The organism is Cellulophaga algicola DSM 14237 (assembly GCF_000186265.1).
In the GTDB taxonomy this organism is placed as follows: Bacteria; Bacteroidota; Bacteroidia; order Flavobacteriales; family Flavobacteriaceae; genus Cellulophaga; species Cellulophaga algicola.
Window position 1 is genome coordinate 2,365,581 of the sequence record NC_014934.1, and the last position, 15,389, is coordinate 2,380,969.

Genomic DNA, 15,389 nt, shown 5'->3' on the forward strand with positions numbered 1-15,389 from the left:
TTCACAGTTTGAAGTGCTTATGAATAGTAAAAGGATTCTTAAGAATCCATTGCCATTTCATCGTGAAAATTTTGAAAAACACGGAGATTTATTTCGGGTGCCAGTTGGTATTAGGAATGAACTTGCATTTACACGTGATCCAAAATTAATAAAACATATTCTTCAAAAACAACATCGAAAATACCAAAAATCAACCTTACAGACTAAAGATTTAGCCAAGTATATAGGGCACGGTATTTTAACTTCCAATGGAGAACATTGGCGCACTCATAGGCGCATGGTGCAGCCTGCTTTTCATAAAAAGAAGTTGCGTAATTTAATGGGAACTATTCGTGAAGCAATTTTATTAGAAATAGACGGCTTATCTACATCCAATACAATAGATGTGTATCCTATCATGAGTAATTTGGCATTTCAAGTGGTGGCTAAATCATTATTTAGTAGTGATGATATTCAGAAAGAAATGTCTGAATTACAATACATCACAGAGACCAATCAAAGAATGCTGATTAAAGAGATGCGGCAACCGTATCTAAATTGGTGGTTTCAATTAAGTGGGAAAATAAAAAAACATTTAAATTTAGCGAAAGACGGGCAAGCTATTCTACATCAATTAATAGAAGAAAGGCGAAATTCAGAAATAGAGAAAGACGATTTATTAGATATGCTTCTTCAAGCTAGATATGAAGATGGCACCGCTATGGCTAAAGAGCAATTGATAGATGAAGTACTTATCTTATTTACGGCTGGGCACGAAACAACTGCAAATGCATTAAGTTTTTTAGTGTTCTTACTTGCAAAACATCCAGATATTCAAGAAAAAGCGTACCAAGAGGTGAAGAATATTTCATTAGAAGGAGATGATGTTTTAACCCAAATATTAGAGTTAAAATATATTCAGCAATGTGTAGAAGAAGCAATGCGTTTGTATCCACCTGCGTATATTATAGATCGTGTCTCTATAGAAGATGATGAGTTTGAGGGGTTACAGATCCCAAAAGATTCCTTGGTTTTAATGAGTATTTATGAATTGCATAGAAATGAAGATTTCTGGGAGAAGCCTAATGAATTTAATCCTGAGCGTTTTGATGCTTCAAGGAAGAAAGAATACCAAGAGTACTATTATCCATTTGGGGCAGGTCCTAGAATGTGTGTAGGGAATAATTTTGCTATGTATGAAATGGTGATTGCCGTAACAGAACTGCTACAAAAATATAAAATGACCACACCATTGAAAGCGGTAACGGTTAATCCATTAATTTCACTTAAGCCCGTAGACGTGCTAATTAATTTTAGGAATAGAAATTAAAAAAGCCACAGTTTCTGTGGCTTTTAAACGAATCTAAATACTAAATTATTTTAAAATTGCATTCTCGTCTGAGAATTTTTTATAGCTGAAGTAAACAGCTGCTACCGCAAAAGCTATAAGGGAAACTAGAATTACAACATATTGTACCATATCAATAGTTCCTGCCATTATTTCTTTGACTCCTAAGCCAATATTTAATACAGGGATTAATACGGTGGTCCAGTTTAATTCTATACCTGGCATCATAGCTAAGACCAAAGGGATTATGATTAACATGATTAAAGGTGATGCCTTACTTTGTGCTTCTTTAAATGAGGTTGCACTAGCGACTAAGGCAATAATGAAACCTGATAAAAACAAGGCAAAGGGGATTAATAATAATAAAATTAAGGATATCGATTGAAAATTGAGCATCTCACTAATCACAGATTTAAAAGAATCTGGAATGCCATTAAAGAGTTTAAGTCCTATAATAAGCCCTATTAGATTTAATAATGCAGGGATAAAACCAAGTAAGGAAGCTACAATAGCTTTTCCGAAAAGCACTTTAAATTTTGAAATAGGTAAGGATAAGGTTGTTTCTATTGTTTTACGTTCTTTTTCTCCAGTAACTAAATCTACAGCAGCTAGTAAACATCCGCCCCACATGGTAAGAATAAATAAATAAGGAATAAAACCCCCTATTTTTTTTCCAATAACCTCTTTCTGTTCGCCAACCTCAATATAGTTCTCTGTAAAAGGTTTCATTTTTTGCGTAGGAATGTTGAGAATAGCAATCCGTTCTTCTTTTAATTTAGCATTGTAGGTTTCAATTAATTTAGACGCTCTTTTGTTTACATTTTCTTTAGATCCATTTCTGAAAATTTGCACTTCACCTGTATTTAAGCTTTCCATTTGTGAATCCCAATCAGCAGGAAAAACAATAGCGGTTGCTATGCTTTCGTCTTCAATTAATGCTTTAAAATCTTCAACCTTATCATAGGTGGTTACCTTATTTAAAGTATCTGCGGCAATTAAGGCAGAAAACTCTGAAGGTGCATTTACAAGGCCTATTTTTACTGTTTTTTCTTGTTGCTGTTTCTCAATGAGTTCCGTCACTTTCATGGCGCCAAAAATTAGAATTGGAACTAATACGGTGGGTAGAACAATAGAATTAATAATTGTTTTCTTATCCCTAAGAAGCTCAGTTAGCTCTTTCTTTATAATTATAAATAAGTCGTTCATCTTAAGCTTCTTTTACGCGATTAATAAATTCTTGAGTTAAGTTGGCTGCTTTCATTTCTCCTTTGAAATTATCAAAAGTATCATTGTAGATAATAGATCCTTTATTAATAATAGCAAGATCATCACACAGTAAGTCTACTTCACTCATAATATGTGAAGAAAAAATTACCGTTTTATTATTTTCTTTTGATTCTCGAATTAGATCAATAATGCTTTCAGCAGTAATTACATCAAGACCGGAGGTAGGTTCATCAAAAATTAAAACTTCAGGATCATGAATTAGGGTACGCGCAATAGAAACTTTTTGTTTCATACCCGTACTCATTTGTCCGATTCTTTTTTTTCTAAATTCGTTGATTCCTAGTTTTTCAAACAAGTATTCTTTGCGTTCCGAAAGTTGTGCCTCTGGGATTTTATAGAGCTTTCCGAAAAATTCAATAGTCTCATCAGGATTTAAACGTTCATACAAACCTGTAGAGCCTGTTAGAAACCCAATTCTCTTTTTTACTTCATCATTTCCTTTAGAGATATCAACACCATCTACTATGGCAGTTCCTGAAGTAGGATTAATAATTCCTGCAATCATACGAAGTGTCGTCGTCTTTCCAGCGCCATTTGCGCCAAGCAGTGAAAATATTCTTCCAGGTTTACAATCCAAAGAAATAGAATTTACCGCATTTACAGTGGTGGACTCTTTTTTAAACCCTTTTTTCGTAGTTACGACAAAAGATTTGGTCAGATTTTCAATATGTATCATCTTAGTTGTTTAATTTGGTACGTTTAGTTAGTAGCTAAAAAGATTATTTGTTACAATAAATCTATAATTTTTAGAAATAAATCGTCAAAGCCAAACTTAAGGGTTTTTTAACAGCTGAATTAGATAGACTTACACTATTTTAAAATAAATGAATACAAAGGAAAAACATAGCGATTTAATAAAAGCCGAAGCCATACGCCTCGGGTTTCTTTCGTGTGGTATTTCTAAAGCTAATTTTTTAGAGGAAGAGGCCCCTCGTTTAGAGAAATGGCTGAAAAATAATATGAATGGCGAAATGCAGTACATGGAAAATCATTTTGACAAGCGTCTAGATCCACGTTTGCTAGTAGATGATGCTAAATCTGTTATTTCCTTAACGTTAAATTATTATCCAGAAGAACAGCAGGCAGATGGTACTTATAAAATATCTAAGTATGCCTATGGCCATGATTATCATCATGTAATCAAAGGAAAACTTAAGCAGTTGCAAGAGTTTATATCAGAAGAAATAGGCGAAGTAGGTGGTAGAGCCTTTGTAGATTCTGCACCTGTTCTCGATAAAGCTTGGGCGGCAAAAAGTGGACTTGGCTGGATAGGGAAACACAGTAATTTACTGACCCAAAAAACAGGCTCTTTTTATTTTATTGCAGAATTGATTGTTGATTTAGATTTGACCTATGATCATCCTGTAACAGATCATTGTGGTACATGTACGGCGTGTATAGATGCATGCCCAACACAAGCAATAGTACAACCTTATGTAGTAGATGGTAGTAAGTGTATCTCTTATTTTACGATTGAATTGAAGAATGAAATTCCGCAAGAATTTCAAGGTAAGTTTGATGATTGGGCATTTGGTTGCGATGTGTGCCAAGATGTATGCCCATGGAATCGGTTTTCAAAACCACATAGTGAACCTTTATTTAATCCGCATCCCGATTTGTTGTCGTTAACAAAAAAAGATTGGGAAGAAATTACTGATGATGTATTCAAGAAAGTCTTCCAGAAATCAGCAGTAAAAAGAACAAAGTACGCTGGTTTAAAGAGGAATATAGATTTTCTAAAATAGTTTGAAGAACACTAAGGCCATTTCGTTTTCAAATTTTTTATTTTTTTGTTACAAAATTTATAATTTAAGGAGTATCGTAATAGACAGTGGTTTTTAGAATTGTTTCAGAAGATTGTCTCGGTATAACGATGGTTGTTTTAAGTAGGATACTTATAATTTAAAGGAAGTTTAAGGCCTATTTTTTAGACCAATTTTCAAATATATTTTAGTGATAGTACTTTAAAATCAATACTTTTGAGTGTATTTTGTTTCTTTTGGTGGCCGTATTTGTGCTCTGGTTAAAAGTCTCAAAAAGCAACAATAGAAAGCTATTAACAAAATATTTTTTTTTAAACGAGCCTATAAGGGCTTTAGTAAATATTGATGCCTTTTTTTATTAAAAATACATGGGTGCTTAAAAAGAATACGTGTAAATTTGTTTTTCAATTAATAGAATATGAGCAAAGAATCTAAACGTAGAGAGGCATTAGTATATCATGCAAAACCTCAACCAGGAAAAATAAAAATTGTTCCAACAAAACCTTATGCTACCCAAAGAGATTTGGCTTTAGCATATTCTCCAGGAGTTGCAGAACCATGTTTAGAGATAGCAAAAGACAAAGAAAATGTTTATAAATATACTTCTAAAGGTAATTTAGTAGCGATAATTTCTAATGGTACGGCTGTATTAGGTTTGGGGAATATTGGTCCAGAAGCTTCTAAGCCCGTAATGGAAGGGAAAGGATTGCTTTTTAAAATATTCGCAGATATCGATGGCATGGATATCGAGATAGATACCGAGGATGTAGAGAAATTTATAGAAACCGTAAAAATGATCGCTCCAACTTTTGGAGGGATTAATTTAGAAGATATTAAAGCTCCTGAAGCTTTTGAAATTGAGCGTAGGTTAAAAGAGGAGTTAGATATTCCAGTGATGCATGATGATCAGCATGGAACTGCAATTATTTCTGCAGCAGCCTTATTAAATGCATTAGAAATTACCGGAAAAAAGATAGACGAAGTGCGTATCGTGATTAGTGGTGCGGGTGCAGCAGCAGTTTCATGTACAAGACTTTATAAAGCCTTTGGTGCTAAAGATGAGAATATCGTCATGTTAGATAGCAAAGGGGTGATCCGAAAAGATCGCGAAAACTTAACTGCTGAAAAACTAGAATTTGCTACCGATAGGAAGATAGATACTTTAGTTGATGCCATGCAAGATGCTAATGTATTTGTTGGTTTGTCTATTGCAAATGTGGTGACTCCTGAAATGTTACTTTCTATGGCTAATGATCCTATTGTATTTGCAATGGCGAATCCTGATCCTGAGATTGAATATGATCTAGCTATCAAAACTAGAAAAGATATTATCATGGCAACAGGTCGTTCTGACCATCCTAATCAAGTAAATAACGTACTTGGTTTTCCATTTATTTTTAGAGGAGCACTAGACGTTAGAGCGACTAAAATTAACGAAGCTATGAAAATGGCAGCGGTAAAAGCTATTGCAGATCTAGCTAAAGAACCTGTGCCAGAGCAAGTGAATATTGCATATGGAGAAACAAAACTTACTTTTGGTAGAGAGTATATTATTCCGAAACCTGTAGATCCACGTTTAATAGGAGAGATTCCTCCTGCGGTTGCTAAAGCGGCAATGGATAGCGGTGTAGCTAAAAACCCTATTGAGGATTGGGATAAGTACAAGGAAGAGTTATTGCAACGATTAGGGAACGATAATAAAGTTGTTCGCTTATTGCACAACAGGGCAAAAATTAACAGTAAAAAAATTGTGTTTGCAGAAGCAGAACATTTAGATGTACTAAAAGCAGCTCAAATAGCTTTAGAAGAAGGGATCGCAACACCAATTTTATTAGGAAATAGAGAGGTTATTCTAGAGCTTAAAAAAGAAATTGAGTTTGATGCAGATGTTCTTATTTTAGATCCTAAGGATAAAGAATCTAATGAAAAAAGAGATCATTATGCAGCACGTTATTTTGAGACTAGAAGAAGAAGCGGAGTAACCCTTTATGGAGCAAAATCTAAGATGCGCGAGCGTAACTATTTTGGTGCAATGATGGTTTTAGAAGGAGATGCAGATGGTATGATTTCTGGATATTCAAGAGCATACCCTACAGTGGTAAAACCAATTTTTGAAGTAATTGGTCGTGCAGCTAATGTTAAAAAAGTAGCAACGGTTAATATTATGATCACAGATCGTGGTCCTTTGTTCTTGGCAGATACCTCTATAAATATAGATCCTTCTGCAGAAGAGATAGCTGAAATAGCAAAAATGACTGCTAACGTAGCCACTACTTTTGGTTTTGAACCTGTAATGGCATTGTTATCATATGCGAACTTTGGTTCGTCAAACCACCCACATGCAACTAAGGTTAGAGAGGCAGCAAGAATATTGCACGAATCTAACCCTGAGTTGGTAGTAGATGGTGAAATTCAAATGGATTTTGCTTTAAATAAAGAATTGAATCAAGGAAAATTCCCATTTTCTAAATTAGCAGGAAAAAAAGTGAACACGCTTATTTTTCCAAATTTAGAATCAGCGAACATCACCTATAAATTGTTGAAAGAATTAAACAAAGCAGATAGTATTGGACCAATCATGTTGGGGCTTAAAAAATCTGTTCATATTCTTCAATTAGGTGCAAGTGTTGATGAAATTGTAAATATGGCGGCTATTGCAGTTATAGATGCACAACAACGTGAGAAACGTAAAAAAGCTAAATAATACACAATAAATCATACTAAAGTCAAAGCGTAATTCTTTGACTTTAGTTTTTTGCTATCAGAATACTATAAACCAATAACCATTAAAAACACCCACTATGATACATCACTTGAAAGGAAAGCTAGTTGAAAAAAATCCTACTCATGTGGTGATAGAATGTGGTGGAGTAGGTTATTTTGTAAATATATCTCTTCATACGTTTTCGAAAATAACAGATGCAGAAAACATTCAGTTATTTACCCATCTTCAAGTAAAAGAAGACAGTCATACTTTATTTGGTTTTTCGGAAAAATCTGAGCGGGAAATTTTCCGTTTATTAGTCTCTGTTTCTGGTATAGGCGCAAGTATTGCACGTACTATGTTGTCTTCTATGTCGCCTATGCAAATTAGAGATGCAATTGCTACGGCTAACGTTTCTGCTATCCAATCGATAAAAGGTATTGGTGCTAAAACGGCACAAAGAGTTATTCTGGATCTTAAAGATAAAATATTAAAAATCTACGATATTGATGAAGTTTCGTCAATTTCAAACAATACAAATAAAGATGAAGCGTTATCTGCTTTAGAAGTTCTTGGTTTTATACGTAAACAATCAGAAAAGATTGTAGACAAAGTTTTAGCTCAAGATGCTTCACTAAGTGTGGAAGACATTATAAAGCTTTCGCTTAAAAATTTGTAAAGAGTTTGAAAAATAGGGCAAAACCAACTCTTAAATCATATAGATTTAAGCTACTAATCGTATTCATTATTTTCTTCGGAGTATCACAGCTAACCAATGCGCAAGATACTAACGAACAAGAGGTAGATTCTGTAAAAACAGGATATGCACTTGGGCGTATTAAAATGGAGAATCCTAAAAGTATTATCTCCAAATACACATACGATCCAAATTTAGATCGTTATATTTATTCTGAAACTGTAGGGGAGTTTGATATTAGTTACCCTATCATCCTTACGCCAAAAGAATTTCAAGAACTTGTTAGAAAAGAGACCATGAAATCTTATTTTAAAGATAAGATGGATGCTTACTCAGGTAAAAAAGAAGGTAGTGAAGAGGCTAGAAAAAACCTCTTACCCAATTTTTATGTAAACAATAGTTTTTTTCAATCTGTTTTTGGAGGAAATACTATTGAAGTAATACCGCAAGGTTCTGTAGCGATGGATTTAGGTGTTATTTGGCAGAAAAATGACAATCCATCTCTTTCACCTAGGAATAGAACAAATTTATCTTTTGATTTTGACCAACGCATCAGTTTAAGTATGCTAGGTAAAATAGGGGAAAGGTTAACTGTAAATGCAAATTACGATACAGAAGCTACATTTGATTTTCAGAACATTGTAAAATTAGATTATACGCCAACAGAGGATGATATTATTCAGAAAATAGAAATTGGTAATGTTAGTATGCCACTGAATAGCTCTTTAATACAAGGAGCTCAAAGTCTATTTGGGGTTAAGACCCAATTACAATTTGGTAAAACTACAGTTACTGCTGTTTTCTCAGATCAACAATCTCAAAACAATACCGTCGTTGCACAAGGTGGTGGTGCTATTAATGATTTTGCTATAACAGCTTTAGATTATGAAGAAGATAAGCACTTTTTCCTTTCTCAATATTTTAGAGATACCTATGATAGATCTTTAGAGAATTATCCTTATAAAAATACATCCGTACAAATTACACGATTAGAAGTTTGGGTTACCAATAGAAGCCAACAAACATTAAATGTTAGAAACGTAGTTGGTATTCAGGATTTAGGAGAAGCAGAATCTGAAAAAACTAGAATTGGTGGTATGAACGGAGCTCCATCGGGCTTTTTTAATACGTCTAGTGCGGGTAGTTTGCCAAGAAACGGCGCTAATGATTTTGATCCTGCACTGATAGGTAATGGAGGGGCTTTGACAGCCTCAGTTAGAGATATTGCAACCGTAGAAGCAGGTTTTAATGTTTCTGGTGGGTATCAAATAAATCAAGGGTTTGATTATGCAATTTTAGAAAATGCTAGAAAATTAACGGAGAGTACGGATTATCAATTTGATCAGCAATTAGGGTATATTTCTTTAAATCAGCGTTTGAGTAATGATGAAGTTTTAGCCGTTGCTTTTCAATACACCTATAAAGGGCAAGTATATCAGGTTGGAGAATTTGCTACGAGTAGTGATGCTACCACGACAACAACTACAGGGGTTACTACAGAAGTGAATAACAATACCTTAGTACTAAAACTTTTAAAGAGTAATATCACAACAGTTAGTGATCCTATTTGGGATTTAATGATGAAGAACATCTATGCTACAGGTGCATACAGTTTAAGTCAGGATGATTTTAAAATGAATATTCTGTATACGGATCCTACGTCACGTAATTATATTACTAAAGTGAATGATATTGGTTGGCCTGCTAATTTAGAAGGTCGTATTCTGTTAGATGTCTTTAATTTTGACCGACTAAACGTATATAACGATGTGCAGTCTGGTGGAGATGGTTTTTTTGATTTTTATGAAGGAATAACTATAAACTCACAAAATGGAAGTATAATTTTTACAAAAGTTGAACCTTTTGGGGAGTATATTTTTGAAACCTTAGGGGGTGGTGTTTATGACGTTGCTAATGATCAAGGGTATACTGATAATCAGAAAAAATATGTATACAGAAATATGTATGCATTAACTAAGGCTGCGGCATTAGAAGATTCAGATAAAAATAAATTCCTATTAAAAGGAGAGTATAAATCTACAGGTAGTAATGGTATTTCTATTGGTGCATTTAATGTGCCTCAAGGATCTGTTACGGTTACGGCTGGTGGGCGTCAACTGCAAGAAGGAATAGATTATACTGTAAATTACCAAGCGGGTACAGTTCAAATTATTGATCCGTCATTACAAGCATCTAATACACCTATAAATATTTCTGTGGAAAATACGGCTGTATTTGGTCAGCAATCAAGAAGGTATACAGGTCTTAATGTAGAGCACCAGGTAAACAAGAATTTTTTAATAGGAGGTACCTTGATAAACCTGAATGAACGTCCGCAAACGCAGAAAGCAAATTACGGATCAGAATCAGTAAACAATACTATCTTCGGTTTAAATACTAATTTCTCAACAGAAGTTCCTTTCTTAACACGTTTGGTAAATAAATTGCCTAACATTGATACAGATGTTCCGTCAAATTTATCGGTACGTGCAGAAGTTGCTATGCTTAAGCCTAGTACGCCTAAAAATGATGATTTTGATGGTGAGTCTACAACATATATTGATGATTTTGAAGGTGCACAATCTTCTATAGATATTAGATCTTCTTTGAGTTGGTCACTAGCGAGCGCTCCTTTGGAGTTTGCAGATGGTGGTCAATTATCAGGAAGTTCGCCTAATGACCCTTTAAATTTAGAGAATGGTTATGGTAGGGCTAAAGTAGCCTGGTACTCTATTGATCCAATTTTTTATACGACTCAAAGACCTGCAGGAGTTTCAGATAGCGATGTGTCTAAAAATTCTACCCGACGTGTTTTTATAGATGAGGTTTTTCCAGAAACAGATCAGGCAGTAGGGCAAACTAGAGTACAGACTACTTTAGATTTGGCGTATTATCCAAATGCAAAAGGACCTTATAATAACAATTCTAATTTTACAACAGATCAGCCTACAGAAAAGTGGGGTGGTATTATGCGAGCTTTGAGTAGTACTAACTTTGAGCAAGCAAATGTAGAATATGTACAGTTTTGGGTGTTAGATCCTTATGTAGATGGCGATGCTACTACCTCGGGTGAATTGGTGTTTAATTTGGGTAATATTTCAGAAGATATACTTAAAGATGGTAGAAAACAGTATGAAAATGGTTTGCCAGGAGTAGGTAGTAATGATTTAGTTGCAGAAACGTCTTGGGGGCAAGTTCCTTCAACACAGTCTCTAGTATATGCTTTTGATGTAAGTGAGGTCAATAGAGGTTTACAAGATGTTGGTTTTGATGGTTTGTCGGATACCGAAGAGGCGTCAGTTTTTACTAATAATACAGGAAATGATCCTGCTTTAGATAATTATCAATATTATTTAAATAGAGATGGTAATGTGTTAGAGCGTTATTTGGATTACAACAATCCAGAAGGAAACTCACCAGTTCAAGTTACAGATACAAATCGTGGTTCTACCACCTTACCAGATGTGGAAGATATAGATCGTGATTTAACAATGAATACGATTAATAGTTACTATGAATATCGTATTCAGATAAAACCAAACACAACAGTTAATGATAAGTATGTAACGGATATTCGTGTTAACGAACTTTCGGGAACTGAAATTCCTGATGGTACTACCGTGAATAGCCGTTGGATTCAGTATAAAATTCCTTTGGCAGATTTTACCGGAGCTGTTGGTGGAATATCAGATTTCAGATCAATCAGTTTCATGAGAATGTATTTAACAGGATTCTCTAGTGATGTGTCTTTACGTTTTGCAACCTTAGATTTGGTACGCGGTGATTGGCGTTCGTATTCAAAATCGTTACAACCAGATGTAGATGATGATCCTACAGATGATAATACAATTGTAGATGTAAATACGGTAAACATACAAGAAAACGAAAATAGAGCTCCTATTCCTTATGTATTGCCACCGGGTGTAATTCGTGAACAATTAAATAATAACAATACGATTATAAATCAGAATGAGCAATCGCTTTCTTTTTATGTCGAAAATTTAGAAGCTGAAGATGCTAGAGGGGTTTATAAAAATATTAATATAGATATCCGTCAGTACGAGCAATTAAAAATGTTCATGCATGCTGAAGAAATATTTGATGCAGATTATTTAGATGGAGAAACTCCATTAGTAGGTTTCTTGAGGTTTGGAACAGATTTTACACAGAATTTTTATCAGATAGAAATTCCATTAGAATTTACGCCACATAATGCTACTTCTGCAGATGAAATTTGGCCAGAAAATAATGAACTAAGTATCGCCTTAAGTGATTTAGGGAAAGTAAAATCATTTGGAATAGCGAATCAGAGTTTAGCAGATGTAAATTATTATGAGGTTGTTAATGGTACTGTTTTTCGAGTAGAAGAATTTGCTGCAAGAACACCAGGAGTAACACGTATTGGTATTAAAGGTAATCCGTCTTTAGGAAGTCTTCGTAGTATGATGGTTGGGGTAAAAAACCAAGATAATCAACCTGCGAGAGGTGAAGTTTGGTTTAATGAATTACGCTTAGCGGGTATAAATAGTGAAGGTGGATGGGCAGCTGTAGGTGCTGTAGATTTAAATATGGCAGATTTTGCTAATGTTTCTGCAACAGGAAGTAAAAGTACTACTGGTTTTGGATCTGTTGATCAAACCACTATAGAAAGATCTTTAGAAGATATAGTTTCTTATGATGTTGTTACTAATGTTAATTTAGGGCAATTGCTTCCAAATAAATGGGGAGTACAATTACCTTTTAATTATGGTATTTCTGAAGAAATAGTTACTCCAGAATATGATCCTGTTTATGACGATTTAAAATTAGATGATCGTATTGATGCGGCAACTACTGCAGAAGAGAAAGATGGTATTCTAGCGCAAGCTGAAGAATATACAAAAAGAACGAGCATTAATTTTATTGGTGTTCGTAAGAATAGAAGTGATGAGGCAGCAGAAAATTTTTATGATATTGAAAATTTCACCTTTAATTATTCTTATAATGAAACAGATCATAGAGATTTTGAAGTTGCAAGTTTAAGAGAGCAAACGGTAAACACTGGTTTTGTATATAATCATAATTTTAAGCCTTTAACGGTTGCGCCTCTTGCGAACAAGGATTCAATTTTTACGGGTGCTTATTGGAAATGGTTAAAAGAATTAAATCTAAATTTATTGCCTACGTCTGTTTCTATAAATTCTAATATTAATAGAGCCTTTAATCAACAACGTTTTAGAGATGTATTAGAGCCTGGAGTAGATGCTTTAGAGTTGCCATTATTGCAACAACGTAATTATTTATTTAACTGGCAATATGCTTTAAATTATACATTAACTAAATCGTTGAGAGTAAATTTACAAGCATCAAATAATAATATTGTTCGTAATTACTTTAATCAGGACGAAAATTCTGCATCGCAAATAAATCAAGATTTAGAATTGTGGGATGGTTTCTGGGACATTGGTGAGCCAAATAGGCATGCGCAGCAAATGACCTTAAATTATGAATTGCCATTCAAGCTAATTCCTGCGTTAGATTTTATTTCTTCTCAATATACGTACACTAGTAATTTTGATTGGCAACGAGGCGGAGATGCGCTTAATGAAGTGGCTGGCGAAAATATTAATACGGTACAGAACTCAGGAACACATTCATTATCTGCAAATATGAACATGCAGAAGCTTTATGATGTAATAGGACTTAAAAAAGTTATCGGTAGTGCAAGAGCAAAAGCTGCTAGCAGTAGAAATGTAAAAACAGGTAAGGAAGAAGATTCGAATAAAACGAGTCCATTATTTAATACGTTTGTAGATGTAGTAACTATGGTAAAACGTTTGAATATTAACTATAGTCAGAACAGTGGTACTTCTCTTCCAGGGTATACCCAATCTATTGGTTTTATTGGTACTACTAGACCATCTCTAGGGTATGTATTTGGTAGCCAACAATCAGATATTCGTTACGAAGCAGCTAGAAATGGTTGGTTAACAACATTCGATGAGTTTAATGATCAATTTGTTCAGAATGTCAATAAGAGATTAAATATTACAGCTACCGCTCAGCCTATAAAAGATTTGACGATTGATCTTTCTGCAGATAGACAATATCAGAATAGATATGAAGAAAATTTTACGGTAAGTAATCTCGGAGATGACCAATATGAATATCAAAATTTATTGGGTAATGATTATGGTAACTTCAGTGTTTCTACAGTAATGATTGGGACTATTTTTGGTAAAACGGATGAATTTACATCAGAAGCATTTGAAACCTTTAAGCTCAATAGAATTACTATTGCCAACAGACTTATTGAAGATAGAGGGCAGACGCCTGGGCCTTTAGATGAAGATGGTTTCCCTGAGCAATATGGAAAATCTAACCAAGAAGTGTTGCTTCCTGCGTTCTTTGCTGCCTATACGGGTCAAGGAGTAGATAGAGTAAATTTAGATGCCTTCAGGGATATTCCAATTCCAAATTGGAACTTAAAATATACTGGGTTAATGAACAGTAAGTGGTTTAAGAAGAAGTTTAAGCGTTTTTCTGTGAGCCATGGGTATAGAGCTTCCTATAGTATCAACTCTTTTCAGACGAATTTGGAGAAGGTACAATTGCAAAATGAAGGCTTACCGGCAGTTAATGCAGAGACGTTAGATATCTTGCCAGACAATATTATTAGTAATGTGGTACTAACTGATGAATTTAATCCTTTAGTTAAGGTAGATTTTGAAATGAGAAATTCTATGAGCGTACTTGCAGAAATTAGAACAAGTCGGGTGTTGTCCTTGAGTTTTGATAATAGCTTGCTTACAGAAATTAATGGAAAAGATTATACCGTAGGTTTGGGGTATCGTTTTAAAGATGTGCAAATGGTTACGAATATAGGTGGTCAGAAAACAAGATTAAAAGGCGATTTAAATATTAAGCTTGATGCTACCATGCGTGATAACATTACTTATATACGGAATTTAGATTTAGATAATAACCAGATCACATCAGGTCAAAACTTATTTTCAATCAAGTTGGGTATCGATTATGCGTTAAGTAAAAATTTGAATGCTTTATTTTTCTACGATCATTCTTTTACAAAATTTGCCGTGTCTACTGCTTTCCCGCAAACAACAATTAATACTGGGTTTACCATTCGTTATAATTTTGGAAATTAAACGTAGTCATCTTTTTCTTGAATACCTTATATTAATATTTTACATTTGTTTTATAGAATTTTATAAATAAATGTTATGAATATACCGTCAGAATTAAAATATACCAAAGATCACGAGTGGATTAAGATCGAAGGTGATGTTGCAACAGTGGGTATTACCGATTTTGCACAAGGAGAATTAGGTGATATTGTTTATGTTGAGGTAGAGACGCTAGATGAAACACTTGATAAAGATGAAATTTTTGGAACAGTAGAAGCTGTGAAAACGGTTTCAGATTTGTTTTTACCTTTAACGGGGGAGATAATTGAGTTTAATGAGGCATTAGAGGATGCGCCAGAGAACGTAAATAGCGATCCTTATGGAAAAGGTTGGATGATTAAAATTAAAATAAGTGACGCCTCTGAGGTAGCATCATTATTAAGTGATGCAGACTATAAGGAGTTGATTGGTGCTTAAAAAGTATAAA

8 protein-coding genes are annotated in these 15,389 nt (G+C 34.1%); 6 read left to right on the forward strand and 2 right to left on the reverse strand.

What is annotated here, in order from left to right; all coding sequences use genetic code 11:
• The first annotated feature begins 19 nt into the window (after window positions 1-19).
• The gene (locus CELAL_RS10265; protein WP_245529689.1) at window positions 20-1,309 is read left to right on the forward strand and encodes a cytochrome P450; all 1,290 of its coding nucleotides are present in this window, start codon (window positions 20-22) and stop codon (window positions 1,307-1,309) included.
• Window positions 1,310-1,354: 45 nt separating this feature from the next.
• On the opposite strand, the gene CELAL_RS10270 is transcribed toward CELAL_RS10265, so the two are convergent.
• On the reverse strand, window positions 1,355-2,533 hold the full coding sequence (locus CELAL_RS10270; protein WP_013550842.1) for an ABC transporter permease: 1,179 nt from the start codon (window positions 2,531-2,533) through the stop codon (window positions 1,355-1,357).
• A gap of 1 nt (window position 2,534) precedes the next feature.
• Window positions 2,535-3,290: an ABC transporter ATP-binding protein gene (locus CELAL_RS10275; protein ID WP_013550843.1), complete on the reverse strand. Its 756-nt coding sequence runs from the start codon at window positions 3,288-3,290 to the stop codon at window positions 2,535-2,537.
• Between the two features lie 148 nt (window positions 3,291-3,438).
• On the opposite strand from CELAL_RS10275, the gene queG reads away from it, so the two are divergent.
• The 5 genes from queG (at window position 3,439) to gcvH (ending at window position 15,379) form a co-directional block, all read left to right on the forward strand.
• Complete coding sequence (queG, locus tag CELAL_RS10280; RefSeq protein WP_013550844.1) at window positions 3,439-4,359, forward strand: tRNA epoxyqueuosine(34) reductase QueG; 921 nt, start codon at window positions 3,439-3,441, stop codon at window positions 4,357-4,359.
• 436 nt (window positions 4,360-4,795) lie between these two features.
• Entirely contained in the window at window positions 4,796-7,081 is a 2,286-nt protein-coding gene (locus tag CELAL_RS10285) for an NADP-dependent malic enzyme (RefSeq protein ID WP_013550845.1), read from the forward strand.
• 97 nt (window positions 7,082-7,178) lie between these two features.
• On the forward strand, window positions 7,179-7,760 hold the full coding sequence (gene ruvA / locus CELAL_RS10290; RefSeq protein ID WP_013550846.1) for a Holliday junction branch migration protein RuvA: 582 nt from the start codon (window positions 7,179-7,181) through the stop codon (window positions 7,758-7,760).
• Window positions 7,761-7,765: 5 nt separating this feature from the next.
• Window positions 7,766-14,923 (forward strand): T9SS outer membrane translocon Sov/SprA, encoded by a 7,158-nt coding sequence (gene sov, locus CELAL_RS10295; RefSeq protein WP_013550847.1) that lies wholly within the window; start codon window positions 7,766-7,768, stop codon window positions 14,921-14,923.
• Between the two features lie 75 nt (window positions 14,924-14,998).
• Window positions 14,999-15,379 carry a glycine cleavage system protein GcvH gene (gene gcvH / locus CELAL_RS10300; protein WP_013550848.1) on the forward strand — a complete coding sequence of 127 codons (381 nt, stop codon included), beginning with the start codon at window positions 14,999-15,001 and terminating at the stop codon, window positions 15,377-15,379.
• The last annotated feature ends 10 nt before the right edge of the window (window positions 15,380-15,389 follow it).

Coding starts and splice junctions, on each gene's coding strand:
- CELAL_RS10265 (WP_245529689.1), top strand. CDS start 20: ATGAATAGTAAAAGGATTCTTAAGAATCCATTGCCATTTCATCGTGAA.
- CELAL_RS10270 (WP_013550842.1), bottom strand. CDS start 2,533: ATGAACGACTTATTTATAATTATAAAGAAAGAGCTAACTGAGCTTCTT.
- CELAL_RS10275 (WP_013550843.1), bottom strand. CDS start 3,290: ATGATACATATTGAAAATCTGACCAAATCTTTTGTCGTAACTACGAAA.
- queG (WP_013550844.1), top strand. CDS start 3,439: ATGAATACAAAGGAAAAACATAGCGATTTAATAAAAGCCGAAGCCATA.
- CELAL_RS10285 (WP_013550845.1), top strand. CDS start 4,796: ATGAGCAAAGAATCTAAACGTAGAGAGGCATTAGTATATCATGCAAAA.
- ruvA (WP_013550846.1), top strand. CDS start 7,179: ATGATACATCACTTGAAAGGAAAGCTAGTTGAAAAAAATCCTACTCAT.
- gcvH (WP_013550848.1), top strand. CDS start 14,999: ATGAATATACCGTCAGAATTAAAATATACCAAAGATCACGAGTGGATT.